Raw genomic sequence first — 26,391 nt, forward strand, 5'->3', positions numbered from 1 at the left:
ACGTCAGTCGGCGGGCAGCAGCACCACTCCGTCGTCGTCGGCGTGGAGCACGTCACCGGGGAAGAACGTGACCCCGCCGAACCCCACGGGAACGTCGACGGCGCCCCGGCCATCCTTCGCGCTCTTGCGAGGATTGGTGCCCAGGGCCTTGATCCCGATCGGCAGCTCGGCGAGAGCGGCACTGTCCCGCACGGCGCCGTTGACGACGAGGCCCGCCCAGCCGTTCTCGACCGCCGAGGCCGCGATGAGGTCTCCGGTGAGCGCGGTGTGCACGGAACCACCGCCGTCCACCACCAGCACGCAGCCCTCGCCGGGGGTCCGCAGCAGTTCCTTCACCAGCCCGTTGTCCTCGTGGCACGAGATCGTGCGGACCCGTCCGCAGAAAGCCCGCCGCCCGCCGAACTGGCGGAACTGGGTGTCGCACACCCGCAGTCGGTCCCCGTACTCGTCGACGAGGTCGGCGGTGGGCAGAGGCGTGAGCGCGTCGGTCACCATGGGCCTTTCGTCGTGTGGTCGAGGGTGCGCTCATCCTGCCCCGGGCGGGGCGGGAAACACGAGTGGGACGGCGACCGTACGTGACCAACATCTCGACGCTCCCCAGGCTTTCCGTCCCGATCGGGCCGCCGGAGGTGACCGTGCGTGGTGGCCGCCGGATCGTGACGACCACCACGCACGGCAGCTCGGTCCCCGTACCCACCCTCGTCGTCCGGGACCAACACGACGGTGATGCGATGTACGCCGTGCGTCGTCACCTGTGCGCGTTGCTGGGCCTGCACCGTCAAGGGAGAGTCGAACTCCCGCGCCGCCCTCGGCGCACCGGGGGACCGGAATGACCGCCGGCCTCGGTTTCGTGTTCGCTTCCCGAAGCGACTACCTGCTGCCGATCTCAGTCCGCCAGCTCGGCCTCCCAGTTCACCTTCTGAATGGCGAGGTCGACCTCCCGGAGCTCACGAGCCACCCGATCGGCCCGCTCACGGAGTCCGCGCACGTCGAGCGCGGAGACGTAGGGCAGCTCCGAGCGGAGTTGGCGTCCGTAGTGGCCGTCCTTGCCCGCCGCGGCGTCGGCGGCCGCGGTGAGGAGGTTGTACTGGATGCGCAGCACGTCGCGGCGCGCCAGGGCATCGGTCACCGTGCCCGAGCCCAGCGGGGTGCTCGCGTTGGTGCGGTTGATGCGACGGATCAGCTCCTCCAGCTCCGCGCATGCCTCGACGGCTTCGGACAGCAGGGCGGAGGCGTCCTCGGCGGGAGGCTCGCCCTCCTGGTAACGGGCGTTGTTCGCGATCCGATTCTGGAGTCGCTGGATGCGTCGCTGGGTGTCCGCTCGGGCGGCCAGGGCCTCGGCCAACTTCATCGTCCTGCTCCTCGGGAATGTCCGCTGAGGACACTCTGGCATGAACGCCCCTCACCGTGCATGCGGTTTTCGTCGGACGAGCCGTCGTGGCACGAATGTCCACTCCGGTGGGAGCGGGTGGTTCGGGACCGGACGGGTGACCCCCGTGCTCACCGACCGGGCATATCCGGCGACCGACCGGGGTACTCGGGCGCCCGTGGGAGTGCGTGCGAGGTGACGTGGAACGTGTCCGGCCCGGCCGTGACGTCCGTGCCGCCCGAGGAGCGGGACTAGCGTGCTCACGATCGCGGTTGCCCTCGCGGTGGTCGGGGCGTTCCTCATCGCGGTCGGTTCCGCGCTGCAGGAACGAGTCGTGGTGGGCATGCGGTTCCTGGGCGGCCGGGGAGTGCGATGGCTGTGGCGGCTGGTGAGGCAACCCCGGTGGCTGTTCGGAGCCGCCGTCGCGGGAGCGGGTGTGGGCCTGCACGTGCTGGCCCTCAGCCACGGACCCGTGAGCGTCATCCAACCGGTGGGGACCAGCGGACTGCTGTTCGCGCTGGTGGTCAAGGCGGTGCTGGACCGCCGACGGCTACGGCTTCCCGAAGCACTCGGTGGGGTGGCCATCGTGGCCGGGCTGGTGGGACTGCTGTTCGCGTTACCGGCCACCGGGAAGGACCCGAACCTGTCGACGGCCACCGCGGTGTTGCTCGCCGTCGTCACCCTCGCCACGGCGGCCGTGGCGGTGCTGGTCGCGTGGCTGGTGTACTCGGCCAGCGTGCGGGCCGGGGCGCTGGCGTTCGCCGCCGGGACCACGTTCGGGGTGGGCTCGGCGTTGGTGAGCACGGTCGGGCACCGGATGCTCGGCGATCCCCTCGCGATCTGGGACTGGCCCACCCTTTTGGTGATCGTGTTGCTCTCGACCGGGGGACTCGCCCAGCAGCACGCGTACCGCATGCGGCGCTTCGCGCTCACATTCGCCATGCTGGAAGTCGCGGACCCCGTCACGGCCGCGACGGTCGGCGTACTCGTGTTGGGTGAGCCCCTTCCCGACACGGCGTTGGCGGCGGCCTGGATGGGGTTGTCGGCCACGGTCATCGTGGTCGGCGTCGTCGTGCTCGCCCGCTCGTACCTCGTGGAAACTCCGGGACACACTGCTCATGCGCGTGTTGATAGCGACCGACACCTACCCTCCTGACGTCAGCGGGAGCTCCTTCTTCGCGCATCGCCTCGCCGTCGGGCTGGCCGGCCGGGGGCACGACGTGCACGTGGTCTGTGCGTCCGAGACGGGACCCCGCAAGATCGTGCGGGACTCCGGCGTGTGTCTGCACCGCCTGCGTTCGGTGCCGCTCCTCATTCACCCGAGCGTGCGGTTCGTGCCGCCGCCCGGAGTCCCGGCACTGCTGCGCCGGCTCGTCGCGACGATGCGGCCGGACGTGGTGCACACGCAGGACCACTTCACCATCGGTCGCGCCGCCGTCCGCGCGGCGAAGCGCTGGAACGTCCCCGTCGTCGCCACCAACCACTTCATGCCCGACAACCTGTTGCCCTACCTTCCGCGCCACCTGCATCGGCCGGTGGCCGACGTGGCGTGGCGGGACTTCCGGCGTGTCTACGACCGGGCCGACCACGTCACCACGCCGACGAGGGCGGCGGCGAACCTGCTCGCGGCGAACGGGTTCGACGGCTCCGTGGAGCCCGTGTCGTGCGGTGTGGACACGACGCGCTTCTCCCCGGACGGGGCCCCGCCCGGTGTGCACCGCCGGAAGCTCGGGCTTCCCGACGTGCCCACGGTGCTCTACGTCGGACGACTCGACGCCGAGAAACGGCTCGACGAGTTGATTCGGGCGCTACCGAGGGTGTCGGTCGGGGACGTGCAGCTCGTCCTGGCGGGCACGGGTACCCGACGCGCGGAACTCGAACGGCTCGCCGCCCGGTGTGGGGTGGCGAGACGGGTACGGTTCCTCGGCTTCGTGCCCGACGACCGGCTTCCGTCGGTGTACCGGGCGGCGGACGTGTTCGCGATCCCCGGCGTGGCCGAACTCCAGAGCATCGCGACGCTGGAGGCCATGGCCTGCGCGCTGCCGGTCGTCGCGGCCAACGCCGTCGCGCTGCCGCACCTGGTGTCGCACGGCGACAACGGATACCTCGTGGAGCCGGGGGACGTCGCGGGGCTGGGTGCCGCGCTCGACGCGATCCTGACCTCGGCCGACCTGCGACGCCGGATGGGCGGACTGAGCAGGGCGATCGCCCTCACCCACGACGAACACCGCACACTCGCGCGGTTCGAGGAGATCTACCACGCCGTCGCGCGGGGCCGCGCGGGCCGAGGTTGACGACCGGGCAGGGCGCGGATCACACTGAAGTTGTACATATCACAACTCGATGCGCGATACGCAACAAGCGCAGTCGATTTGGGCACGCCTTCCGAGCGTGAGCGAGATCGTCGCCGGGCGTGAATCGAGGTGCCTCTCATGGCCGAGGTCGTCCAGTCGTCCCGTCCCCGGCGGCCCCCCGCCACGGCCACCGCCGTGTCGGAGCCGTCGATCCTGCTGTACCCGCGGTTGCGGAAGTCCCCCTACTTCCGGAAGTCCCGCGCGCACGGCGCCGCGTGCTACAGCGTCTACAACCACACCTATCACCCACGGCACTACGGCGACCCCGTCGGCGAGTACTGGGCGCTGTTGGAGGGCGTCACCCTATGGGACGTGGGCGTCGAGCGGCAACTGGAGATCACGGGCCCCGACGCGTTCGACTTCACCAACATGCTCGTGCCCAGGGACCTCACCAAGTGCGACGTGGGGCAGTGCAAGTACGTGTTCGTCACGGCGCCCGACGGGGGCATCGTCAACGATCCCGTGTTGCTGCGGCTGGAGCCCGACCGGTTCTGGCTCTCGTTGGCGGACAGCGACGTCGGGCTGTGGGCGATGGGGCTCGCCCATGCGGGTGGCTGGGACGTGACGATTCACGAGGCCGACGTCGCGCCGTTGCAGATCCAGGGCCCACGGGCGAAGGAGGTGCTGACCGAGCTGTTCGGCGCGTCGATCCTGGACGTGCCCTACTACCGGCTGCGCGCCTATGACCTCGACGGCATGCGGGTCGTGGTCAGCCGCACCGGCTACTCGGGCGAGGTGGGCTACGAGATCTACCTTCTCGACGCCTCCCGTCACGCCGAGCGGCTCTGGGACCGGGTGTGGGAGGCGGGCACGCCGTACGGGCTCCGGCCGATCGGCCCCTGCCACATCCGTCGCATCGAGGCGGGCATGCTCGCCTACGGCTGCGACATCACGCTCGACACCAACCCATTCGAAGTGGGCTACGACTACCGCTGGATGGTCGACCTCGACCAGGAGGCCGACTTCGTGGGCAAGGAAGCGTTGCGTCGGGTGAAGGCGGAGGGGGTACGCCGGCTGCTCGTCGGGGTGGAGATCGACGGTGCCCCGCTGGGCAGCTACAACGACGGGTCGATGATCGAGCCGTTCGCCGTGGTCGCGGGTGGAGCGCACCCGGTGGGAGCGGTGACCAGCGCCTGCTACTCGCCCCGGCTGAAGGCCAACATCGGCCTGGCGATGGTGCCGGTGGAGCTGAGCGGTGTGGGTACGCACGTCACCGTCGAGACCCCCACCGGCTACCGGGACGCGAGGGTGGTGGACAAACCGTTCATCGATCCCCGCAAGGAAACGCCGAAACGCTGAAAGCCGGAGGGGCGATCATGGGACTTCACGACCGCGGTCGGCACCGGCCCGCCGTCCCCTCCGGTGTCCTCGCCTCCCGGTTGGACTCGACGCGCTACGAGGTGCTGCCCCTGCCCGGCGTGCTCGACCAGACGGCGCGATTGGCGGAGGGAACGACGGTCACCGTCACGGCCTCGCCGTCCCGTGGTCTCGACGCGACGGTGGAGTTGTGCGAGAAACTCGCCGCGCAACGGTTGCGCGCCGTCGCCCACCTCGCCGCCCGGCAGGTCCGCGACACGCCCCACCTGCGCGATGTGCTCGACCGGCTCGCGGGCGCCGAAGTCGACGAGGTGTTCGTGATCGCCGGGGACGCGCGGACCCCGGCGGGACCGTTCGAGGACGGCCTGTCCCTGCTGCGCGCGATCGAGGAGTCGGGTCGCAGACCCCGACGCGTGGGCGTGCCGTGCTATCCCGAGGGACACCCGCTGCTGTCGGACGACGCACTGTGGGCCGCGCTCACCGCCAAGCAGCCCCACGCCGACTACGCGGTGAGTCAGCTGTGCTTCGACGCGACCGTCGTGTGCCGGTTCCTCCGCCTCGCACGGGAGAGGGGAGTGACACTGCCGGTGTACGTCGGGCTGGCCGGGGTAGTGGACCCGGCGAAACTGCTGCGGGTCGGTGCCCGCATCGGGGTCGGGGACTCCCTGGCGTTTCTGAGGAAGAACCGGGCGGCGCTCGCCGGGTTCACCCGGTCCGCCCACCACGATCCCGGCCGGTTCCTCACCGCGCTCGCGGAACGGACGACCGACGGCGGCTGCGTTCCCGCCGGGCTGCACTTCTACACGTTCAACCGCGTCACCGCCACCGTCGAGTGGGTGGACGCGGCGAGAGCCCGCCGTGCCGAGTGAGGAGCGAGCGTCGATGCCGACGAACCTGGAGATCTCCCGCAACACCGTCCGCAAACCGCTCACCGACGTGGCGGCCGACATGGGCATCGAGCCGCGCTTCGTCGAGCCCTACGGCACCGCGGTCGCGAAGCTGTCGTTGGAGACGGTGAGCGAGCTGGCCGACCGGCCGAAGGCCCGGTACGTCGTCGTGTCGTCGCTGACACCGACCCCCCTGGGCGAGGGAAAGACCACCACCACGGTCGGACTCGGACAAGGCTTCGCCCACCTGGGCAAACGCGCCGTCGTCGCCATTCGGCAGTCGTCGCTGGGGCCGACGTTCGGCATCAAGGGCGGCGCGGCCGGTGGTGGCTACGCCCAGGTGGTGCCGATGGAGACCGTGAACCTGCATCTCACCGGCGATCTCCACGCGGTCACCAGCGCCCACAACCTGCTGGCGGCCATGCTCGACAACCACCTCCACAAGGGCAACGCCCTCGACCTCGATCCGTTCGGCATCACCTGGCGGCGGGTGCTCGACGTCAACGACCGGGAGCTGCGGCAGATCGTCACCGGCCTCGGCGGCCGAGGGGACGGCACTCCCCGGCAGACCGGGTTCGACATCACCGCGGCCAGCGAGGTGATGGCGGTGCTGGCACTGTGCTCGTCGTTGCCGGACCTACGACGCAGGCTCGGGCGGATCGTCGTCGGCTACGACCGGACGGGCAACCCCGTGACGGCGGAGCAGTTGCGGGCCGCGGGAGCCATGTGCGTGCAACTGCGGGAGGCCGTCAAACCCAACCTCATGCAGTCGGTCGAGCAGACCCCCGTGCTGATCCACTGCGGACCATTCGGCAACATCGCGCACGGCAACTCGTCCGTCCTGGCCGACCTCGTCGGTATCCGCTGCGGCGACTACCTCGTCACCGAGGCCGGGTTCGGAGCCGACATGGGAGCCGAGAGGTTCTTCAACATCAAGTGCCGGGCGTCCGGCCTTGTCCCCGACGCCGCCGTCGTGGTGGTCACCGTCCGCGCGATGAAGGCGCACTCGGGACGGTACCGCGTGGTGGCGGGCAGGCCCCTGCCCGAGGAGATGCTGCGGGAGAGCCCCGACGACGTGTACGCGGGGGCGGCGAACCTGCGCAAGCAGCTCGCCAACATCCGGGCGCACGGGGTGACCCCGGTGGTGGCCGTGAACGCCTTCGCCGGTGACGCCGACAGCGAACACCGGGCGATCCTGGACATCGCTACGGAGGAGGGGGTGCGCGCGGCCGTGAGCACCCACGTCGCGAAGGGGGGCAAGGGAGCGGCCGAACTGGCCGACGCGGTGGCCGGGGCCTGCGAGGAGAGCGGCGGGTTCCGGTATCTGTATCCCGACGAGCTACCACTGGCGGACAAGATCGACGTGGTGGCGCGTCGTATGTACGGCGCCGACGGGATCGACCTCAGCCCCACCGCACGGCGGCAACTCGACACCTACACGCGGTGCGGTTTCGGTTCGCTGCCCGTGTGCATTGCCAAGACCCACCTGTCGTTGTCCGACGACCCCGATCGTAAGGGGGCGCCCAAGGGCTGGCGGTTGCCGGTGCGGGAGGTCCGGGCCTCGGTCGGCGCCGGGTTCGTCTATCCGATCTGTGGAGACATGCGCACGATGCCGGGGCTGTCGTCGCATCCGGCAGCGGAGCGCATCGACATCGACGACGCCGGCCGGGTGGTGGGGCTGGCCTGAGTGTCCCCGGTGCCGTCGCGCAGGAACACAGGAGGTCGCCATGAGCGCGTTTCCCACCGAGGCCGACGTCGTCGTCATCGGAGCCGGAATCGTCGGCAACTCGCTGACCCGTCACCTCGCCGAGGAGGGCTGGCGACGTATCGTCCTGGTGGACAAAGGCCCCCTGCCCGATCCGGGCGGGTCCACGGGACACGCGTCGAACTTCATCTTCCCCGTCGATCACTCGAAGGAGATCACCGCGCTCACGGTGGACTCGCTTCGCCAGTACGAAAAGCTCGGCGTCGTCACCACGTGCGGGGGCCTGGAACTCGCGCGTACCCCCGAGCGGGTCGACGAGCTGCGGCGCCGGACGGCCTCGGCTCGCGCGTACGGCGTGGAGGCGGAACTCGTCGACGCGGCCCGCGTGGGGGAGCTGGTGCCGTTCGTGAACACCGACCCGGTGCTCGCGGGATTCTGGACGCCGTCGGTCGCGGTGGTGGACCCGGTGCGAGCCGGGGCGTCGCTGCGGGCGCGGGCCGAGGAACTGGGCGCGCTCACCGTGGTGCCCGACACTGAGGTCACCGGAATCCGGGTGGAGCGCGGACACGTCCGCGGTGTCGAGACGGACGCGGGCGAGATCGCCACCGACACGGTGGTGGTCGCGTGCGGTGTGTGGAGCCCTCGGATCGCGGCGACGGCGGGCGCGCGCATCCCGCTGACCCCCGCCGTGCACCAGATGATCGACGTGGGACCGATCCCGGAACTGGAGCGGACGAACACCGAGATCGCCCATCCCCTGGTGCGGGACATGGACGCGATGATGTACGAGCGTCAGAAGTGGGCGGACCTGGAGATCGGCTCCTACGCCCACCGGCCGATCCTGCACGATCCCTCGGAGATCCCGTCGCTCGCCGAGGCCGCGCTGTCACCCACCCAGCTGCCGTTCACCCCGGACGACTTCCGCGCCCAGTTCGAGGACGCGCGGACCCTCGTCGGTTCCCTGATCGACACGCCGGGGGTCGAGGTCCGCCACGCCATCAACGGGTTGTTGTCGATGACCCCGGACGGCGCTCCCGTGCTGGGGGAGACCCCCGAGGTACGGGGACTCTGGTCGGCGGCCGCGGTGTGGATCAAGGAGGGGCCGGGGGTCGGGCGGATGCTCGCGCAGTGGATGACCCACGGCGAACCCGAGATCGATCTCCACGGGGCGGACATCGCCCGTTTCTATCCGCACCAGCGCACCAAGGCCGCCGTACGCGCGCGAGCGGCGGAGGGGTTCAACAAGACCTACGGCATCGTGCACCCGAGGGAGCAGTGGAGGTCGGTGCGGCCGCAGCGCATCTCGCCGTTCCATGCGCGACAGACGGCTCTCGGCGCCGTGTTCTTCGAGGTCGGCGGCTGGGAACGCCCGCAGTGGTACGGCGCGAACGAGACACTGCTGGAGGAGTTCGGCGACCGGGTGCCACGGCGTGAGCACGAGTGGGACGCTCGCTGGTGGTCGCCGATCGTCGAGGCGGAGCACCTGGCGATGCGGGAGCGCGGAGCCGTGATCGACCTGTCGGCGTTCGCGCAGTTCGACGTCGTCGGTCCGGGTGCGCTCGACTACCTGCAACGTCTGGTCGTCGCGCGGGTCGACCGCCCGGTGGGGTCGCTGGTCTACACGCCCGTGTTGACGCCGCACGGCGGTTTCCGCAGCGATCTGACCCTCGTGCGGCTCGGGCAGCGGCACTTCCGCGTCGTCACCGGCGCGGCGGACGGCGCCCGTGACGCGTTCTGGTTCACCCGGCACCTGCCCGACGACGGCTCGGTGACGTTCACCGAGGTCACTTCGGCGGTCTGCACGCTCGGGCTGTGGGGGCCGCGGGCTCGTGACGTGCTCACCGCCGTCACCGAGGACGACGTCTCGGACACCGCGCTGCCGTTCGGGCGGGCGAAGCACATCACCGTGGACACCGTGGACGTGCTGGCGGTCCGGGTGTCCTACGTCGGCGAGTCCGGGTGGGAGTTGCACGCGCCGTTCGAGCAGGGCCGGCGGCTGTGGGACGTGATCGTGGAGGCCGGTGCGGAGGTGGGCGTCGTCCCCGCGGGCATCGGTGTCTACGGCACCACCGGGCGGTTGGAGAAGGGCTATCGCCTGATGGGCGCCGAACTGGACTCCGAACACGATCCCGTGGAGGCTGGGCTGGCCCTGCCGAAGGTGAAGGCGGCCGACTTCATGGGCAAGGACGCCTACCTGGCGGCACGGGAGAACGGGCCGGTGGCCGTGCTCTGCTCCCTCGCCATGGGAGAGCCGCGCGACCACGTGGACGCCCACGGTGTCGTGCGGTACCCGCAGGGCGGGGAACCGATCCTGGCCCCGACGGGGAAACGCCTCGTCGACTCGCGGGGGAGGCCGTCGCAGGTGACGAGCGCGGGGCCCGCGCCGTCACTGGGCACCTACCTGCTGCTGGCCTACCTGCCACGGGAACTCGCCGTCGAAGGCGAGCGGCTGCTGGTGGAGTACTTCGGCGAACGGTATCCCGTCACCGTGGCGCGGGTGGGCCGCAGGCCGCTGTTCGATCCCGACGACACGCGGATGAAGGGCGCGGCGCGGTGAGCGAGCCGGTTCCGCGGAGCCGGTCGGACGACCCGCGACAACAGCCGCCTGTATAACGCCCTATACGGTCGGGCTCGTCGTGTCGCAACGGGGCACGAGCATCGTTCATAGGGTGCGATTCGTGTCCCAATGGCCGACTCGGTGTGTGACGTCACGGCGTGAGAAGGCACACTATCGTCGTCACCGTAATGATCATGACATGAGGAGTGGGTGCCCGATGTCGGCGAGCAACACCGACCGACTCGCTGAGTCGGTGAACAAGGTCTCGGTGGGTCGTGTGTACGACTATCTGCTCGGTGGGGTGCACAACTACGCGGTCGACCAGGCGTTCGCCGAGGAACAGCTACGGCTGCTTCCCGACATCCGCGACTTCGCGGTGTCCAACAGGGCCTTCCTCGGCCGCGCGGTGAAGTACGCCGTCAGCCAGGGCATTCGACAGTTCGTCGACATCGGATCGGGACTGCCGACCCAGGGCAACGTGCACGAGGTCGCCGACGAGGTGGCGCCGGGAGAGTGCCGGGTCGTGTACATCGACAACGAGCCCATCGCCAGGGCGCACGCCGAGATCCTGCTGGAGAAGACCGCGGACCCGGCTCGTCACCGTGCCATCGACGCGGACTTCTTCGACGGCGGGCTGCTGTGGGAGCGGGTGCTTGCGACCGGGGTCATCGACGAGACGCAACCGATCGCGCTGCTCGCGGTGGCGTTGCTGCACTTCATGCCGCCCGAGACCCACCCGGAGCGGATGCTCGCCTACTACCGCGATCGACTTCCCGAGGGCAGCCTGGTGGTGGTGTCCCACGCCCACATCGACCCGTCGGACACCGAGGCGCTCGCGGTGGCGAAGAAGCTGACCGAGTCGTACACGAAGAAGGCCAACAGCCCGGCGATGCCGCGCCCGCGCGAGGAGATCGCCGCGTTCTTCGAGGGCCTGGAGATGGTGGAACCGGGTCTGGTGTGGCTGCCGGAATGGCGCCCCGAGGGGCAGGATCCGTACAGCGACGACCCCGCGCGGGCGCGTGGCCTGGCGGGCGTGGGAAGGAAGATCTGATGGCCGACCCGATCCCGGAGGTGGAGGTGCTGCGGTACGCGGCCTTCACCACCGACCCTGCCGGAGGCAACCCGGCGGGTGTGGTGTGCGAGGCGTCGCGGCTGGACGAAGCGGCGATGCTGGCCGTGGCGGCCGAGGTCGGGTACTCGGAGACCGCCTTCGTCACCGGCGGGGATCCCGAGCGGCGACGGTTCGACCTGCGCTACTTCAGCCCCCGAGCGGAGGTGGCGTTCTGCGGGCACGCCACCGTGGCCACCGCGGTGGAACTCGGCCGCCGGTTCGGTGAGGGCCAGCTGGTGTTCACCACGCCGGCCGGTGAGGTCCCCGTGGACGTCGAGACCGTCGACGGGGGCGTTCCCCGCGCCACGCTCACCAGCGTGGCCACGACCTCGCGCCCGGCCGACGAGGCGGTGGTGGACGCCGCGCTGACGGCGTTGCGGTGGTCGCGGGACGACCTCGATCCGCGGTTCCCGCCTCACGTGGCCTTCGGGGGCAACGACCACCTCGTCCTGGCGGCGTCCTCGCGGGAACGGCTCGCCGACCTCGACTACGACTTCGACGCGCTCGGCGAGCTCATGCGGGCCGAGGGTTGGACCACGGTGCACCTGTTCCGTCCCGGTGCGCACGGTGAGTTCCACGCCAGGAATCCCTTCCCCGTGGGCGGTGTGGTGGAGGATCCCGCGACCGGCGCGGCGGCCGCGGCCTTCGGCGGCTACCTGCGGCGACTCGGGCACGTCACCGAGCCCACGACGTACCTCGTCCGCCAGGGCGAGGACATGGGGCGCCCGAGCGAACTGCTGGTCGAGGTCACTCCCGACGACCCGAGAGTCCGGGTGAGCGGTCGGGCCGTCGTCATTCCGGCCTGACACTCACCTCGTGCGACCACGGGCGACGGTGACCTCGGCGTCGTTCCGTCGCCGAGAATTCGAAGGTCGTGACAAGACGCCGACCGTCGCCAGTGGACTTTCCGGATCGGTCGATGGGCGGGCGCGGCCCTTTTGCCCGGATCCCTCGGGTGGATCCGGTGTTCCGGCCCGCCCGCACCGGAACGCGAGCGAGGCGTTCGAAACCGTGGGTCCGAATTCCCGATGTCACGCCCCGAAGTTGGGACCACGGAGCGGTGAGCCCGACGCTCACTCGTGAGGAGATCGCGTTCCACTCCGAGTACGAGTGTTCCCGTGCGTGGGACGGCCGTTCGGGCGGTGTCTCCAGGCGTACCCGAACGGAGCATTACCGAAAGGAGTCAAGCGGTTACATTACAGCGGCGTTGTCAATAGGGAGGTCCGGTGAGACGAGGGTCGGCGAGGTGGAGTTTCCTCTCGACGGCGGTCGTGGTGCTGGTGTCCACGCTGCTCGTCATGGTGTCGCCGGTGGAAAGTGGCGCCGCGGAACACGGTGAGCTGTCGTTGCGGGTGCTGTCGGGCCGCGCCGACATGGTGACCGCGGGCGACGCGTTGCTCCAGGTACGGGTCGCGAGGAGGATTCCGGTGTCCGCCGTCGCCGTGCGGGTCAACGGAACCGACGTCACCGACCAGTTCACTGTGGACTACGGGACTCGAACGCTCACCGGCCGCGTGAGTGGCTTGCGGGTGGGGCGTAACGACGTCACGGCCTTCGTGCCCGGAGGGGGACGTCCTCGCGCGCAGCTCACCCTGACCAACTATCCCGCCGTCGGGCCCGTCTTCTCCGGACCCCACCAACAGCCGTTCGCCTGCGAGACCACGAAGTTCCGACTGCCGGTCCTCGGCGAGACGCTCGGCGAACCGATCGACGAGAACTGTTCGATCGAGACGAGAGTGGACTACTTCTACCGCACCAGCGGCAACGCCTTCGCTCCGTGGCCCGCGAACGCCGCCGACTACCCCGACGACCTCGTGTCGACCACGACGTCCGAAGGCAAGCGGGTGCCCTACGTGGTCCGGATGGAGACCGGAACGCTCAACCGTGGCATCTACCAGATGACGGTGTTGCACGACCCGCTCGCGGAACCGGAGCCCGGCCCCACCTCGCCCCCGAAGGGGTGGAACGGGCGAGCCATCTACACGCTCGGCGGAGGCTGTGTCAACGGCTGGTACCGGCAGGGCGACACCACCGGTGGGGTCACCGACGACTTCATGCTCAGCCGTGGCTACGGCGTCATGTCGTCGTCGCTCAACGTCTACGGCGCCAACTGCGCGGACGTCACGGCGGCGGAGACGGCGATGATGGTGAAGGAACGTTTCGTCGAGAACTACGGTCCGATCCGGCACACCATCGGATACGGGTGCTCGGGAGGCTCGTACCAGGCACACCAGATCGTCGACAACTATCCGGGAATCTTCGACGGCATCATCGTGGGGTGCTCGTTCCCCGAGGTGGGGTTCGGGACGGTCAATTTCATCACGGACGCCTGGCTGCTGCACGAGTACTTCACCGGAAGCGACCTCGACTGGTCGATGGAACAGAAACGCGCCGTCACGGGATTCCTGCGGTACGAGACGGCGCCGAACGTGGCCGTCGGGGCGCGTCGCATCTCCCCGACGGCGTACTGCGACATGGTTCCCGCCGAGCAGCGGTACCACCCGGAGACCAATCCCGACGGCGTGCGGTGCGGGGTGTACGACCACGCGGTCAACGTGTACGGCCGCGACCCCGAGACGGGATTCGCACGCAGACCGCTCGACAACGTGGGCGTCCAGTACGGACTGAAGGCCCTCAACGACGGCGTCATCACGGTCGAGGAGTTCCTCGACCTGAACGCGAACATCGGTGGTTTCGACCACGACGCCAACCTCGTGCCCGAACGCACGGAGGGCGATCTCGACGCGATCCGTATCGCCTACCGCACCGGACGGCTCACGAACGGCGGCGGTGGGCTCGCCACCGTCCCGATCATCGACTACCGCGCGTACACCGACGACAGTCCCAACGGCGACATCCACGTGCGCTACCACACCTTCTCGATGCGGGAACGGTTGCGCGCGGCCAACGGTTCGGCGGCCAACCACGTCAGTCTGCTCGAGGACAATCGCTACGGCGGGTTCAGCACGCGCAGTCCTCTGCTGCGCAGCGCCATCGTCAACATGGACCGATGGTTGACCAACTTGGAGAAATCAGGGGCGGCTCCTTTCGACATCGACGACATCGCTGAGGCGAAACCCGCGTCGTTGCGGGAGGGCTGCTATTCCCGCGACGAGGAGCCCGTCTTCGTGGCGCAGCCCTTGGACCGCGATCCGGCGAGTGAGTGCGAACAGTGGTATCCGTCGGCGTCCTTCCCCCGTGAGGTGGCGGGGGAGAGCGTGGCCGCCGACATCATCAAGTGCAGTCTCAAACCGGTGGACCCGGCGGACTACGAGGTCGCGTTCACCGACGAGCAATGGCGGCGGTTACGCGAGATCTTCCCCGACGGGGTGTGCGATTACTCCCGGCCGGGGGTGCAGCAGCAGGGACTGCAGGGCACGTGGCTGCGCTATCCGATAGCGGGAGTGGCTCAGAGCACCGACCGGTAGATCCGCTCGTAGCGGTCGGCCATCATCTCGACGTCGAAGCGGAGCTCGGCTTCCCGACGGCAGTCGTGGGGGGAGAGCTCGTCGACGCGTTGGATGGCCAGGCTCAGGTTCTCGACGTCGTCGCACACGTATCCGGTCCGGCCGTGGGTGACGACTTCGGGGACCGAGCCCCGCCGGAAGCCGACCACCGGGGTGCCGCATGCCATGGCCTCGACCATGACGATGCCGAAGGGTTCCTCCCAGCAGACGGGGAAGACGAGGCAGCGGGCGCCCTGGAGCAGTTCCACCTTGGTGGCGCGATCGGCCTCCCCGAGCCATTCGACCCCCTCGCCGAGCAGGGGAGCGATCTCGCGGTCGAAGTAGGCTTTCTCCTCGGGTTCGCGGCACTTCGCGGCGATCTTGAGGTGGATTCCGGCGCGGCGAGCCGCGGCGATGGCCTGGGGGATGCCCTTCTCGGGGCAGGATCGTCCGAGGAAGAGCGCGTAGTCGTCCTTGTCCTCGCGGAAGGGGAAACGGTCCACGCGAACGGCATTGTGGACGGTGCCGACCCAGTTGAGGTCCGGGGAGAGTCGTCGCTGGGCGTCCGAGACGGCGACGAGGTGCACGCTGTCGCCCAGACCGCGGTAGTACCGGCCCATCTCGCCGTTCACGGGCCCGTGGGCGGTGAGAACGGTCGGCATGGTGCGGCCGCGTGCCATGAGGGGGCCCGCGAGGCTGTGGTCGTGCACGACGTCCGGGTCGATCTTCTCGATGATCTCGGTCAGTTCCGCGGCGTGCGTCACTTCGGGAAGCACCTGGCCGAGCCGATCCTCGTTCGGCCGGTCGTAGGTCGGCACGAAGTCGGCGGGGGTGCCGTTACGGCCGACGCCGACGAGGGTGATGTCCAGTCCGCGGAGGGTGAGCTGTTCGATGAGATCGCTGGCCATGGCCTCGATGCCACCGTAGGCGGTGGGAGGAAGCTCGAACCACGGGGGAGCGATCATAGCGATTCTGGGTTCTCTCATGTTGGCCCCAATTCCCGTGGGGGGATGGGGTAAACGACGCGGTCGCCAATGTCCTTCGACCTAATGAATTAATTCGATACCTGACGGCAGATGGCCGACGCGGACTTCGGTTCCCCTCGCTTCGACGGAAATGCGACTTCCCCCGAGCGGAACGTCGTCGATCAGCAACGCCCCGAAGGATTCCGGGAGCGCGGGGGAGACCCGGAGCCTGCGGTGGGGGAGCGAGGGCTGGAACCGCAGCAGTGTGCGGAGCAGGTGCACCGGCGCGGCCGAGGCCCACGCCTGGGGCGAGCAGGAGGTGGGGTAGGGGACGGGAGTGTCGTACTCGGAACGGTCGAAACCGCACATGAGCTCGGGAAGTCTGCCGTCGAACGCGTCGGCGGCGTCGAAGATCGCCACGGCGACGCGCTGGGCGTGCTCGACGAACCCGTAACGCATGAGGCCCGCCGCGATCAGGGCGTTGTCGTGCGGCCACACGGAGCCGTTGTGGTAGCTCATCGGGTTGTAGGCGCCCATGTCCGACGCCAGCGTGCGAATTCCCCAGCCGCTGAACATTTGGGGGGACAGCAGGGAATTCGCGACGGAGGTCGCGCGGGACTCGTCGACGATTCCCGTCCACAGACAGTGACCGATATTTGACGCTACGGAATCGATGGGTCGTTTGTCGCCGTCGAGCCCCAGTGCGTAACGGCCGAGTTCGGGCAGCCAGAACCGTTCGTTGAATCGCTTTTTCAACTCGGCGGCCCGATGTCGCCAGTACCGGCCGCCCTCGTGGTCGCCGAAGTCCTCGGCCAGCTCCGCCCTCGCCGTGAACGCGCCGTAGACGTAGCCCTGCACCTCGCACAGGGCGATGGGGGAGCGGGCGATGGTACCGTCGGCGAAGTTCACCCCGTCCCAGGAGTCCTTCCAGCCCTGGTTGACGAGTCCACGTTCCGTGGCGCGGTGGTACTCGACGAACCCGTCGCCGTCGCGGTCGCCGTAGTCGTCGATCCAGGCGAGCGCGCGATCGGCGTGGTCGAGCAGTGCCTCGACGCGGTCCCTGCCGATGCCCCACCGGCTGAGTTCGCCGAGCAGCATGACGAACAGCGGGGTGGCGTCCACGGTGCCGAAGTAGATGTGGCTGCCGCCGAGGGCCAGGGAGGCGTCGGCGCCGAAGCGCACCTCGTGCAGGATGCGTCCGGGTTCCTCCTCGCTGTCCGGGTCGACCTTGGTGCCCTGGTGGTGGGCGAGGGTCTGTACGGTGCCGAGGGCGAGCGTGGGGTCGATGGCCAACGACATGAACGACGCCAGCAGCGAGTCCCTCCCGAACAGCGCCATGAACCACGGCGCGCCCGCGGCGACGGCGACGTCGTTGGGGCGTTCGGGGTCGAACATGCGCAGGGCACCGAGGTCCTCGCGGCTGCGTTGCAGGGTGGTGGCGAGGGCTCGGTTGTCGGAGTACCGCAGCACGGGGCTCTCCTCGCGCCAGCGGCGGGCGAGCACGGCGGGCCGGGAGTGTTCGACCGGGCGTTCCCTGGGGAACAGCGGGGCGATCGGGGTGCCGTCGATGACGGGCAGGGCCGCCACGGAGGCGTACCACTCCTCGCCGGGAGCGACGGTGACGCGGAAGCTGACGCGGTCGCGGGAGTAGTCGGCGGGGCTGCCGTCCAGGGTCTGCCCGGTGATCCGCACGCCCCTGCTGGTGGAGTCGAGGTATCGGGTCAGGTGGAGCCCCGTGCCGGTGACCTCCACCGCGTGGTGTCCCTTGTCGCGGATGCGGCCCGCCTTGACCTCGAACACGTCGGCGAAGTCCGCGGTCACCCGCACGCCGACGGTGCAGGTGACCTTCGTGCGGCCGTAGTTGCGGAGGATGAGGTCCTCGCGCATGCCGCCGCCGACGTAGCGTTCGCGGCGCACCAGCAGCGAGCTCTCACCCTCACCCTCGCCGGAGTGGGCGCGGCCGACGAACCGGGCGTGGAACGGCTCGGGAATCTGCACGGTGATCGGCTCGACGGGACGGCCGTCGACGCGCAGGTTCCAGCCGGACAGGATGCGGGTGTCCTGGTAGAACGTGCCCTGCGCGAGCGCGTCGCCGAACTCGCCGTCGTCGCCGCACACGCAGAACGAGGTTCCGTGGACGAGGGTCACGGTCATGCCAGGACCTCCTCGGCGTGGTCGTTCCAGATCACGACCGCGGGGTCAGTGCTCGGAGCCTTCCTGCCACTCGTACACGCCCGCGCCGAGGGCGTAGGACAGATGACCGCCGAGCGCGCCGCCCGTCGCGACCGCGGCCAGGCCGAGGACGCTCCACAGTGTTCCGGCGCCGTGAGAGCCTCGGGTCCGGCAGCGATGTGAGGAAAGGTAACACGCTTCCGCGGCGAGATTGGCCAGTAAGTGAAGCAGGCCGACGCGTCGCTGCACGGTGGACAGTCGGGAGAACTCGGCCAGTCCGGTGACGACGGCGGCCGGTGCGGTGAGAATCCCGAGAGCGACGAGTCGGCGCGCGGCTCTGCGATCGCCGAGGAGGTCGAACACGGCGGAGCAGACCCAGGCCCCGATGGGCACGGTGACGAGCAGTGGGTGTGCGGGGTGTCCGATCCAGGCGCCGCGCAGGGTTTTGTCCACGATGTCGTTCCGCAACAGCCGGCGCAGCCGGTGGGCGAGTGCCTCGGCCACGTCGTCGATGCGGTCCACGGACTCGGAGGCGCGAAGTAGTCGAGGGAGTGTCATCTGGGCTGTGGTACCCGCTTCCGCGGTGGTCAATCCGGAGGCACGAACTTCGGCCACTCCGGTGATGTCGAGCTCGGACCGGTAACGGAGCGGCAATCACCGGATCGAGTGACACGCAATGTGTATAACGACCTATACGCGGGGGCTTTGGGAAGACCGAACCGCCTCTGTACCACGCATGTGACAGTCAACTCCGGGTATCCACACAAGCATGGGGCTGGAGAACATCTGGGTGGCCACACTCACCGGTGGACTGATCAGGGCCGACTGCATCGTGGGTGTCGAAAGCCATCAGACCCCGGAGTTGACGGGCAAACCGGCGCGCTGGCTGCTCGACATCACGCTCGCCGTGCCCGCGGGCAGCGGTACGGGGGACGGGTGGGAGATCTCCCAACTCCACCGCACGTTGGCGCAGACCGACAGCTACCCGGCCCATGCGGCGGAGGAGCTCGCCCGCACCCTCGACCGGTTGCGGCGCGACGGCTCGGCGGGCCTGTTGCGAGCCGTCACCCGCCACGAGAGCCTCCGGTTCGAGTTCCTCCCATTCGACCGGGACGATTCGTGACCTCACGCGGGTTCGGACCGCTGTTGCGGTTCGCGTACCGGGTGCCTGGCCCAGTAGGTCGCCAACGCCGCGCCGGACACGTTGTGCCACACCGAGAACAGTGCGGCGGGCAACGCGGCCAGCGGGGTGAAGTGGGTGGTCGCGAGGCTGGCCGACAGCCCGGAGTTCTGCATCCCGACCTCCACGCTCACCGCGCGACACGCGGTCTCGTCGAGGCGGGCCACCTTCGCGACGAGGTAACCCAGCCCCAGGCCCAGCCCGTTGTGCACGATGACCGCCCCGACGAGCAGCAGCCCACTGGTGACCACCACGTCGGCGTTGGCCCCGACGACCCCGGCGACCACGACGACGACGCCGGTGACCGACACCAGCGGTAGGTACGGCGTCACCCGGTCCACGAGCGCCCCGGCCAGGGCCCGCACGACCACGCCCGCCAGCACGGGGACGAGCACCACCTGCACGATCGAGAAGAACAGGTCCCCGAAGCCCACGGGCAGCTCCGAGCCCGCGAGCCACAGCACCCACAGCGGCGTGATCAGCGGTGCCAGCATCGTGGCTATGGAGGTGAGCGTCACCGACAGGGCGACGTCGCCGCGGGCGAGGTAGACGATGACGTTGGACGCGGTGCCTCCGGGGGCGGCGCCCACCAGCACCATCCCGGCCAGTAGCAGGCCGGAGAGCCCGAACAACCAGCTCACCGCCACCGCCGCCAGCGGCATGACGAGGAACTGCGAGCACAGGCCGATCAGTACGGCCCACGGGCGGCGCAACACCAGCGCGAAGTCGTTGACCCGCAGCGTCAGCCCCATCCCGAACATGATCACGCCCAGCAGCACGGGCACGGCGTCGGACAGTACCGCCGTCTGGTCGGGCAGTGCCAGCCCGACCAGCCCGCCGAGGAGCACGAGGACCGCGAACCAGCGGGAGACGAAGTCGGCCAGCGCCGCGATCGGACCACGTCGGGTGCTCATGATCCCCTTCCGAGTGTCGAAGCGAGAGCCACACTCTACGGCGCACGGCGACCACGGTGAACCGGGTGAAGCCCGGATCACCTCGCTGCGAAGCCGCGCGGTGCCGCCACCGTGTCGAAAAGGAGTCAACCGGCCGCGCTCCGGGTACTGCGGGACGTGGAGGTGGAGCGGACATGATCGAGGTGAGCCGGGTGATGCCGGTGCGGCCGGAGCGGGTGTACGACGTGCTCGCCGACGGCTGGACGTACGCGGGGTGGGTGGTCGGTAACGCGCACATCCGGAAGGTGGACCCGTCGTGGCCCGCCGAGGGCAGCCGCATCTACCACAAGGCCGGGATGTGGCCCCTGCAGGTACCCGACGTCTCCACGGTGACGGCCGTCGCGCCCGGCCGGATGATTGAGCTCGCCGCACGGCTGTGGGTGCTGGGGCGGGCGCGAATCCGGCTCACGCTGAGTTCCGCGGGCGAGCACGGCACCAGGGTCGTCATGGGTGAGGAGGCGGTCAGCGGCCCGGCGAGTCTCCTCCCGGAGTCCGTGCAGGCGCTGGCCCTCAAGCCCCGCAACCTGGAGGCGCTGGCGAGGCTGGAGGACATCGCCGTGAACCGCAGGCCCCGTTCCGGCTCCGGGTGAGGGCTGTCAGTCCTGCGACTGGTGGCTGGGACGGCCCCACGGCGCGGAGGCCCACCGTCTCCACAACGGGGTCGTCGGCTCCGGTGCGAGCGCGGCACTGGAGGTGCCCGCGTGTTCCCGGAGCCCGGCCACCAGGCCGGCCACCGTCTCCGCCGCGTCATGGGCGGGAGCCCACTCCAGCTCGGTTCTCGCGCGGGTGGTGTCGACGAGCGCTGTGTGGTCGGCGAGTTCCAGCCAACCGGGGTGCAGCGGGTGGAGCCCGAGCCGCCACGCGAGGTCGAGCCCGGTCGAGGTGACCGTCTTGGGCACGGGGATTCGGTGGCCGCCCACCGCGGCGGCGAGGTCACGGGCGCGCAGCACGGTTCGGCGGCGAGGTTGAAGGCGCCGGTCACGTCGCGGTCGAGCGCGGCGACGACGGCGGCCGCGACGTCGTCGGCGTGGACGGCCTGCAGGCGCAAGCGGGGCCACAGGGGCAGCGGGAGCCACGGCTTGCCGACCCACCCGCCGGGAATCAGGTCGCCAAGGAGGCGGCGGGCGAACTCTCCCGCCGCCTCGTGCTGCAGGATCACGCACGGTCGGAGGCGGGTCACGGCGATGTCGGGATGCCGCCGGGTGAAGGAGTCCAGGTGGTGTTCCAGCCACACCTTGCCGCGGCTGTAGGCGCTGCCGGTGATGCCGTCGCGGGGCCAGCCCTCGCTCACCCGCGACCACCGGGGAGCGTCCGAGTAGACGGCCGCCGACGAGCCCACCACGAGCCGGGGTACGTTGGCGCGGGCCACGGCACGCAGGAGGTGGCGGGTGCCCGCGACGTTGGTGCGCCACATCGGCGGGTCGTCCCGCCGGGGGTGGATGGCCCACGCCAGGTGGACGACCGCGTCGGCGTCGGCGAGGACGGCGGTGAGCCGAGCGACCTCACCGGGGTCGCCCAGGTCGCACGAGACCCAGTCGGCATGCCGGTAGGGCTCGCTGTCGAGTGGGGGGAACCGGCGGGCGAGACCGATCACGTGCCGGTCGGGGGTCAGGGCGAGCCGTCGCAGCAATGCCGTACCGACGTTGCCGGTCGCTCCGGTCACGACGATCGTGGGGCCCACTGCCATGGTGTGGGAAGTCCCCGGTGGCGGCCGTGGTGAAACGCGGTGAGGGACGCGCGTGGTCGGTGTAGGGTTTCGCCCAGTGGGTACGCCAAGGGCCGTGAGCGCGCTGGGGTCGGACGCCGACGACACGGTGGACGCCGTCGTCGTCGGGGCGGGACAGAACGGGTTGGTCGCCGCCAACATGCTGGCCGACGCCGGGTGGGACGTCCTGGTGCTGGAGGCCACCCCGCACGTGGGGGGAGCGGTTCGTACCGCGGAGCTGACCGAGCCGGGTTTCCGGCACGACGTGTTCAGCGCCTTCTATCCGATGTCGGTCGCCTCGCCGGTCATGCGGGCGCTGGATCTGGAGCAGTACGGGGTGCGTTGGCGACACGCGCCCGCCGTGCTCGCGCACGTGCTGCCCGACGACCGGGTGGCGCTGCTGTCCCGCGATCCGGACGTCACGGCCGCGTCGATCTCGGCGTTCGACCCTCGCGACGGGGACGAGTGGCGCAGACAGTTCGAGGAGTGGTTGCGGGTCAAGGAGCCGTTCCTCGACTTGCTGTTCACCCCGTTTCCCCCGGTCCGGTCGACGCTGCGACTGGCGCGTGTCCTGGGGGTCGCCGACGGGCTGAGGTTCGTGCGCATGCTCGCCAGCCCGGTGCAGACGCTCGGGCGGGAGACTTATCACGGTGAGGGGGCGCGGCTGCTGTTGGCGGGCAACGCGCTGCACACCGATCTCGGTCCCGGTGCGGCGGGCAGTTCGGTGTTCGGGTGGCTGCTCAGCATGCTCGGTCAGGATGTCGGGTTCCCCGTGCCCGAGGGAGGAGCCGGTCGGCTCGCGGACGCGTTGGCGACCCGGCTGCGCACGCGCGGCGGGCGGATCGAGTGCTCCCGTCCGGTGACGCGGGTGCTGGTGGCCGGGGGACGGGCGCTCGGCGTCCGGGACGCCCACGGGGCGCTCGTGCGGGCCCGGCGAGCCGTGCTGGCGGACGTGCCCGCGCCCCTGCTGTACCGGGAGCTGGTTGGCCGGGAGCACCTGCCCGCACGCTTGGTGTCCGATCTGGACCGGTTCCACTGGGACGACGCGACGGTCAAGGTGGACTGGGCGTTGTCGGGGCCCATCCCGTGGAGCAACCCGGACGTCGCTCGGGCGGGAACGGTGCACCTCGACAACGACATCGAGGGGCTCATCCGCTACAGCGCCGAGCTCACCTCGGGCCGTCTTCCGGCCGAACCGATGCTCGTGCTGGGGCAGATGACCACCAGTGATCCCACGCGCTCGCCCGAGGGCACCGAGGTGGCCTGGGCGTACACCCACGTGCCCCAGGGGTTGGAGTGGGACGCCGATCGGTTGCGCCGGTTCGTCGACCGCGTGGAGGGCATCGTCGAACGACATGCCCCCGGCTTCACGGCACGAATCCGCGGCAGGCACGTGCTGGGTCCCGCCGACCTGCAGGAGGCCGAACCGAGTTTGGTCGGCGGCGCCATCAACGCGGGAACGGCGGCCCTGCATCAGCAGCTCGTCTTCCGGCCGGTGCCGGGGCTGGGGCGTTCCGACACCCCGATCGACCGTCTGTACCTCGCGGGCGCGTCGGCGCATCCCGGTGGTGCCGTCCACGGTGGACCGGGAGCCAACGCCGCGAGGGCCGCGCTCTGGCGAGCGGGTCCGGCCGGGGCGGGCTACGGCGGGTTGATGCGTGCCGCGCACGCGGCACTGTATGCGGACTGACACCGCTTCGGGTGGACGGGGCGCATGCCCGGGGTGTCGAAGTCGATGCGACGGGTATCCGGTGACCATGTTCGGCACTGACACCGTCGACCGCGTGCTGGTGACCTATCTCAACGACCACTACGCCGCCGCCGTCGTCGGCTCGGAACTGGCTCGGCGGCTGGCCTCTCAGCAGCGTGGTTCGGTCCGGGCGGACGAGATCGCCGCGTTGGCCGAGGAACTGGCGGAGGACCTGCGGACGCTGCGCCGGGTCATGGCCGACCTGGAGGTGCCCGTCCGCACGTACAAGGCCACCGCGGCGTGGGCCGCGGAGAAGGTCGGCAGGCTCAAGCTCAACGGTCGGGTGTTGGCGCCGTCGCCGTCGAGTCCGGTGGTGGAGCTGGAGGGGATCGCGGCGCAGGTCACGGCCAAGATCGGGATGTGGCGGAGCATGCGGTCGAGGGCCCGGCGGGACGGCAGGCTGGATCCGGACGAGATGGACGAACTGCTCGCCCGCGCCGAACGTCAGCGGGAGACCGCGCTTCGACTGCACGACCACTTCGCGGACGCCGCCTTCGCCTGAACCGGTGACGTCGCTCCTTACACCCGCCACGGAAGACCGAAGCGTCGTGGTGGTGCGGGTGTGAGATACGATTCCGCTCTTGGCGCTCTCCCGGATCTTCGGCATGATCGTCGCCGGAGTCGGAGTGGGAGGCTTATTCAGTGAGCATCGTCGGCACCAAGGTGGTCCGCGTCGAGGACGACAAACTCATCACGACGGGCGGCACCTATATCGACGACCTTCGCGAGGAGGCGCTCACCGGCGCCGTTCACGCGATGTTCGTGCGGAGTCCGATCGCGCACGCGACCGTCACCTCGATCGATGTCGAGGAGGCCGCCGCGGCGCCGGGGGTCGTCGCCGTGTACACCGCGGCCGATCTCGACCTGGCTCCGGGGCGGGCCGGTCCGGTGGCGCAGCCGTGGCTGGCCGACGGCGTGGTGCGTTACGTCGGGGAACCGGTGGCGCTGATCCTCGCCGAGCACCCCTATCAACTGGAGGACGCGGCCGAGCTGGTCGATGTGGACTACGAGCCGCTCGACGTGGTGTCGGACATCGACTCGGCCTTGTCCGGCGAGGTGGTGCTGCATCCGGAACTGGGCGGCAACGTGGTCCAGACCCACGGGGGTGACTTCGCCGAGGACACCTTCGCCGACTGCGAAGTGGTGGTCAGCCGCACCATCGTCAACCAGCGGGTGGCACCCGCGCCGCTGGAGGTCAGGGGAGCGGCGTGCGCCTGGGGCGACGACGGTCGACTGACCATGTGGCTGTCCACTCAGAACGCTCACTCCGCCCGGTCGACCCTGGCCAAGGGACTCGGCATCGACTCGACGGAGATCCGGGTCATCGCCCCCGACGTGGGCGGGGGATTCGGGGCGAAGATCGGCGCCGACCCCGAGGCGGTGGTCCTGGCTTGGGCGTCCCGCCGCGCGGGGCGTCCGGTGCGGTGGTCGGAGAGTCGCAGCGAGAACCTGACGGCGATGACGCACGGCCGGGCGCAGCGCAACACGATCACGATCGGGGGACGTCGCGACGGCACCGTGCTGGCGTTCCGGCTGGAGGTCGTGCAGGACGCGGGCGCCTATCCCCGCACGCTGTACCTGCCGACGCTGACGGAGATGATGGCCTCCGGTGTGTACCGGTTCCCGCGCGTGGAGACGGCCAGCCGGGCGGTGGTCACCAACACCACCCCCATCGCCGCCTATCGGGGCGCGGGCAGGCCGGAGGCGACCGCCGCCGTGGAGCGCGCGATCGACCTGTTCGCCGCCGAGATCGGGCTCGACCCGGCCGAGGTCCGCAGGAAGAACTTCATCCCGCCCGACGCGTTCCCCTACACCACGCCGACGGGCGCCGAGTACGACACCGGCGACTACGCCGCGGCCCTCGACAAGGCGTTGGAGGCGGCGGGCTACGCGGAGCTGCGGGAGGAGCAGATCCGCAGGAGTGCCGTGGGCGACCCGATCGCGTTGGGCATCGGCGTCTCGGCTTACGTCGAGATCACCGGCGCCGACCGGCGCGGTGACAGCGGCCGGGTGGAGATCAACCCGGACGGCACCGTCACCGCCTACACCGGAGTGTCCCCGCACGGACAGGGCATCCACACGACGTTCGCGATGTTGCTGTCCGACCGGCTCGGTGTGCCGATGGAGAAGATCACCGTGAAGCACGGTGACACCGACGAGATCCCCAAGGGGGTCGGCACGATGGGGTCCCGGTCGCTGCAGTACGGCGGGTCCGCGATCCGCAAGGCGGCCGACGCGGTGATCGAGAAGGCCCGCGAGCTGGCCGCCGACGAGCTGGAGGCCGCTCCGGGGGATCTCGAACTGGACACCGCGTCGGGCACGTGGCGAGTGCGGGGCGCGGCGTCGGCGGGCGCGGTGAGCTGGGCACGGTTGGCCGAGCGCGCCGGCGACGACGGGTTGTCGGCCGACGTGTGGGCGGACGAGGTGTCGCCGACGTTCCCGTTCGGGGTGCACGTGGCCGTGGTGGAGGTGGACACGCTCACCGGCAAGGTGACGCTGCGGCGGATCGTCGCCGTCGACGACGCGGGCCCCGTGATCAACCCCGTCACGTTCACCGGGCAACGCCACGGCGGCCTCGCCCAGGGCGCGGCCCAGGCGTTGTTGGAGGTCATGCACTACGACGCCGAGGGAAACCCGACCACGGCCACCTTCGCCGACTACTCGTTCCCCACCGCGGTCGAGCTGCCCGACTTCGAGCTGGTCACCATGGTCACCCCCACCGACCGCAACCCGCTCGGGGTCAAGGGCATCGGGGAGTCGGCGACGATCGGGTCCACCCCCGCGGTGCAGAACGCGGTGGTGGACGCGCTGTCGCACCTCGGCGTGACCCACGTCGACATGCCCGCGACACCGCTGCGGGTGTGGGAGGCGATAGCGGAGGCTCAGGCATCGACGCGAGCAGGGAAGGCGGACTGACAGC

21 protein-coding genes and 1 pseudogene are annotated in these 26,391 nt (G+C 70.1%); 14 read left to right on the forward strand and 8 right to left on the reverse strand.

The features are described 5' to 3' along the window. Nucleotides 1–3: 3 nt before the first annotated feature. Complete coding sequence (gene rraA, locus SACGLDRAFT_RS10335) at nt 4–495, reverse strand: ribonuclease E activity regulator RraA (protein WP_005464309.1); 492 nt, start codon at nt 493–495, stop codon at nt 4–6. 391 nt (nt 496–886) lie between these two features. Then, nucleotides 887–1,351, reverse strand: coding sequence for a DIP1984 family protein (locus tag SACGLDRAFT_RS10345; RefSeq protein ID WP_005464310.1), 465 nt, complete (start codon nt 1,349–1,351; stop codon nt 887–889). A 274-nt stretch (nt 1,352–1,625) separates the two neighbouring features. Between SACGLDRAFT_RS10345 and SACGLDRAFT_RS10350 the strand changes: the two genes are divergently transcribed. The 9 genes from SACGLDRAFT_RS10350 (at nt 1,626) to SACGLDRAFT_RS10390 (ending at nt 14,728) form a co-directional block, all read left to right on the forward strand. Continuing rightward, a complete protein-coding gene (locus SACGLDRAFT_RS10350) occupies nt 1,626–2,525 on the forward strand; it encodes a DMT family transporter (RefSeq protein ID WP_005464311.1) in 900 nt (299 codons plus the stop codon). Next, the gene (locus SACGLDRAFT_RS10355; protein ID WP_005464312.1) at nt 2,488–3,663 is read left to right on the forward strand and encodes a glycosyltransferase; all 1,176 of its coding nucleotides are present in this window, start codon (nt 2,488–2,490) and stop codon (nt 3,661–3,663) included. Before SACGLDRAFT_RS10350 ends, SACGLDRAFT_RS10355 begins: the two co-directional genes overlap by 38 nt. A 138-nt stretch (nt 3,664–3,801) precedes the next feature. Further along, entirely contained in the window at nt 3,802–5,022 is a 1,221-nt protein-coding gene (locus SACGLDRAFT_RS10360; RefSeq protein WP_005464334.1) for a glycine cleavage T C-terminal barrel domain-containing protein, read from the forward strand. A gap of 17 nt (nt 5,023–5,039) precedes the next feature. Beyond that, nucleotides 5,040–5,909 carry a methylenetetrahydrofolate reductase gene (locus SACGLDRAFT_RS10365; RefSeq protein WP_005464336.1) on the forward strand — a complete coding sequence of 290 codons (870 nt, stop codon included), beginning with the start codon at nt 5,040–5,042 and terminating at the stop codon, nt 5,907–5,909. A 13-nt stretch (nt 5,910–5,922) separates the two neighbouring features. After that, nucleotides 5,923–7,614, forward strand: coding sequence for a formate--tetrahydrofolate ligase (locus SACGLDRAFT_RS10370; RefSeq protein WP_005464347.1), 1,692 nt, complete (start codon nt 5,923–5,925; stop codon nt 7,612–7,614). A gap of 40 nt (nt 7,615–7,654) precedes the next feature. Beyond that, the gene (locus SACGLDRAFT_RS10375) at nt 7,655–10,189 is read left to right on the forward strand and encodes a GcvT family protein (RefSeq protein WP_005464348.1); all 2,535 of its coding nucleotides are present in this window, start codon (nt 7,655–7,657) and stop codon (nt 10,187–10,189) included. 217 nt (nt 10,190–10,406) lie between these two features. Next, nucleotides 10,407–11,240, forward strand: coding sequence for an SAM-dependent methyltransferase (locus SACGLDRAFT_RS10380; protein ID WP_005464349.1), 834 nt, complete (start codon nt 10,407–10,409; stop codon nt 11,238–11,240). Continuing rightward, nucleotides 11,240–12,106, forward strand: coding sequence for a PhzF family phenazine biosynthesis isomerase (locus tag SACGLDRAFT_RS10385; RefSeq protein WP_005464350.1), 867 nt, complete (start codon nt 11,240–11,242; stop codon nt 12,104–12,106). The genes SACGLDRAFT_RS10380 and SACGLDRAFT_RS10385 overlap by 1 nt, the downstream gene beginning before the upstream one ends. Before the next feature lie 420 nt (nt 12,107–12,526). Beyond that, the gene (locus SACGLDRAFT_RS10390; RefSeq protein WP_005464351.1) at nt 12,527–14,728 is read left to right on the forward strand and encodes a DUF6351 family protein; all 2,202 of its coding nucleotides are present in this window, start codon (nt 12,527–12,529) and stop codon (nt 14,726–14,728) included. Here SACGLDRAFT_RS10390 and SACGLDRAFT_RS10395 read toward each other — a convergent pair. Genes SACGLDRAFT_RS10395 through SACGLDRAFT_RS10405 form a run of 3 tightly spaced genes read right to left on the reverse strand, consistent with a single transcriptional unit; the run spans nt 14,710 to nt 18,441 of the window. Further along, on the reverse strand, nt 14,710–15,732 hold the full coding sequence (locus tag SACGLDRAFT_RS10395; protein WP_005464352.1) for a glycosyltransferase family 4 protein: 1,023 nt from the start codon (nt 15,730–15,732) through the stop codon (nt 14,710–14,712). The genes SACGLDRAFT_RS10390 and SACGLDRAFT_RS10395 overlap by 19 nt on opposite strands. 60 nt (nt 15,733–15,792) lie before the next feature. Continuing rightward, nucleotides 15,793–17,865 carry an amylo-alpha-1,6-glucosidase gene (locus SACGLDRAFT_RS10400; protein WP_005464354.1) on the reverse strand — a complete coding sequence of 691 codons (2,073 nt, stop codon included), beginning with the start codon at nt 17,863–17,865 and terminating at the stop codon, nt 15,793–15,795. A gap of 45 nt (nt 17,866–17,910) precedes the next feature. Then, nucleotides 17,911–18,441 (reverse strand): DUF2231 domain-containing protein, encoded by a 531-nt coding sequence (locus tag SACGLDRAFT_RS10405; protein WP_040919838.1) that lies wholly within the window; start codon nt 18,439–18,441, stop codon nt 17,911–17,913. Nucleotides 18,442–18,652: 211 nt separating this feature from the next. Between SACGLDRAFT_RS10405 and SACGLDRAFT_RS10410 the strand changes: the two genes are divergently transcribed. Continuing rightward, nucleotides 18,653–19,006, forward strand: coding sequence for a hypothetical protein (locus SACGLDRAFT_RS10410; protein WP_005464361.1), 354 nt, complete (start codon nt 18,653–18,655; stop codon nt 19,004–19,006). A 2-nt stretch (nt 19,007–19,008) separates the two neighbouring features. Here SACGLDRAFT_RS10410 and SACGLDRAFT_RS10415 read toward each other — a convergent pair whose 3' ends face one another. Then, nucleotides 19,009–19,977 (reverse strand): bile acid:sodium symporter family protein, encoded by a 969-nt coding sequence (locus SACGLDRAFT_RS10415; RefSeq protein ID WP_005464362.1) that lies wholly within the window; start codon nt 19,975–19,977, stop codon nt 19,009–19,011. Between the two features lie 173 nt (nt 19,978–20,150). Between SACGLDRAFT_RS10415 and SACGLDRAFT_RS10420 the strand changes: the two genes are divergently transcribed. Beyond that, the gene (locus SACGLDRAFT_RS10420; protein WP_005464363.1) at nt 20,151–20,606 is read left to right on the forward strand and encodes an SRPBCC family protein; all 456 of its coding nucleotides are present in this window, start codon (nt 20,151–20,153) and stop codon (nt 20,604–20,606) included. 6 nt (nt 20,607–20,612) lie between these two features. On the opposite strand, the gene SACGLDRAFT_RS22725 is transcribed toward SACGLDRAFT_RS10420, so the two are convergent. Both SACGLDRAFT_RS22725 and SACGLDRAFT_RS22730 read right to left on the reverse strand, forming a co-directional pair. Then, a complete protein-coding gene (locus SACGLDRAFT_RS22725; RefSeq protein ID WP_232284187.1) occupies nt 20,613–20,966 on the reverse strand; it encodes a Rossmann-fold NAD(P)-binding domain-containing protein in 354 nt (117 codons plus the stop codon). A 71-nt stretch (nt 20,967–21,037) separates the two neighbouring features. Next, a pseudogene (locus tag SACGLDRAFT_RS22730) lies at nt 21,038–21,883 on the reverse strand (NAD-dependent epimerase/dehydratase family protein); the annotation flags it as partial. Between SACGLDRAFT_RS22730 and SACGLDRAFT_RS10430 the strand changes: the two are divergent. From SACGLDRAFT_RS10430 to SACGLDRAFT_RS10440, 3 genes are all read left to right on the forward strand, one after another. Beyond that, nucleotides 21,780–23,411 carry a phytoene desaturase family protein gene (locus tag SACGLDRAFT_RS10430; RefSeq protein ID WP_051036195.1) on the forward strand — a complete coding sequence of 544 codons (1,632 nt, stop codon included), beginning with the start codon at nt 21,780–21,782 and terminating at the stop codon, nt 23,409–23,411. The pseudogene SACGLDRAFT_RS22730 and the gene SACGLDRAFT_RS10430 sit on opposite strands and share 104 nt — an antisense overlap. 67 nt (nt 23,412–23,478) lie before the next feature. Continuing rightward, entirely contained in the window at nt 23,479–23,973 is a 495-nt protein-coding gene (locus SACGLDRAFT_RS10435) for a hypothetical protein (RefSeq protein WP_005464365.1), read from the forward strand. Nucleotides 23,974–24,113: 140 nt separating this feature from the next. Then, nucleotides 24,114–26,387, forward strand: a complete 2,274-nt coding sequence (locus SACGLDRAFT_RS10440; protein ID WP_005464369.1) for a xanthine dehydrogenase family protein molybdopterin-binding subunit — start codon at nt 24,114–24,116, stop codon at nt 26,385–26,387. The last annotated feature ends 4 nt before the right edge of the window (nt 26,388–26,391 follow it).

The sequence above is a fragment of the Saccharomonospora glauca K62 genome, assembly GCF_000243395.2.
Classification (GTDB): Bacteria; Actinomycetota; Actinomycetes; order Mycobacteriales; family Pseudonocardiaceae; genus Saccharomonospora; species Saccharomonospora glauca.

Excerpts from the sequence above, each read along its gene's own strand:
- rraA (WP_005464309.1), bottom strand. The coding sequence starts at position 495 with ATGGTGACCGACGCGCTCACGCCTCTGCCCACCGCCGACCTCGTCGAC.
- SACGLDRAFT_RS10345 (WP_005464310.1), bottom strand. The coding sequence starts at position 1,351 with ATGAAGTTGGCCGAGGCCCTGGCCGCCCGAGCGGACACCCAGCGACGC.
- SACGLDRAFT_RS10355 (WP_005464312.1), top strand. The coding sequence starts at position 2,488 with ATGCGCGTGTTGATAGCGACCGACACCTACCCTCCTGACGTCAGCGGG.
- SACGLDRAFT_RS10360 (WP_005464334.1), top strand. The coding sequence starts at position 3,802 with ATGGCCGAGGTCGTCCAGTCGTCCCGTCCCCGGCGGCCCCCCGCCACG.
- SACGLDRAFT_RS10365 (WP_005464336.1), top strand. The coding sequence starts at position 5,040 with ATGGGACTTCACGACCGCGGTCGGCACCGGCCCGCCGTCCCCTCCGGT.
- SACGLDRAFT_RS10370 (WP_005464347.1), top strand. The coding sequence starts at position 5,923 with ATGCCGACGAACCTGGAGATCTCCCGCAACACCGTCCGCAAACCGCTC.
- SACGLDRAFT_RS10375 (WP_005464348.1), top strand. The coding sequence starts at position 7,655 with ATGAGCGCGTTTCCCACCGAGGCCGACGTCGTCGTCATCGGAGCCGGA.
- SACGLDRAFT_RS10380 (WP_005464349.1), top strand. The coding sequence starts at position 10,407 with ATGTCGGCGAGCAACACCGACCGACTCGCTGAGTCGGTGAACAAGGTC.
- SACGLDRAFT_RS10385 (WP_005464350.1), top strand. The coding sequence starts at position 11,240 with ATGGCCGACCCGATCCCGGAGGTGGAGGTGCTGCGGTACGCGGCCTTC.
- SACGLDRAFT_RS10395 (WP_005464352.1), bottom strand. The coding sequence starts at position 15,732 with ATGAGAGAACCCAGAATCGCTATGATCGCTCCCCCGTGGTTCGAGCTT.
- SACGLDRAFT_RS10400 (WP_005464354.1), bottom strand. The coding sequence starts at position 17,865 with ATGACCGTGACCCTCGTCCACGGAACCTCGTTCTGCGTGTGCGGCGAC.
- SACGLDRAFT_RS10405 (WP_040919838.1), bottom strand. The coding sequence starts at position 18,441 with ATGACACTCCCTCGACTACTTCGCGCCTCCGAGTCCGTGGACCGCATC.
- SACGLDRAFT_RS10410 (WP_005464361.1), top strand. The coding sequence starts at position 18,653 with ATGGGGCTGGAGAACATCTGGGTGGCCACACTCACCGGTGGACTGATC.
- SACGLDRAFT_RS10415 (WP_005464362.1), bottom strand. The coding sequence starts at position 19,977 with ATGAGCACCCGACGTGGTCCGATCGCGGCGCTGGCCGACTTCGTCTCC.
- SACGLDRAFT_RS10420 (WP_005464363.1), top strand. The coding sequence starts at position 20,151 with ATGATCGAGGTGAGCCGGGTGATGCCGGTGCGGCCGGAGCGGGTGTAC.
- SACGLDRAFT_RS10435 (WP_005464365.1), top strand. The coding sequence starts at position 23,479 with ATGTTCGGCACTGACACCGTCGACCGCGTGCTGGTGACCTATCTCAAC.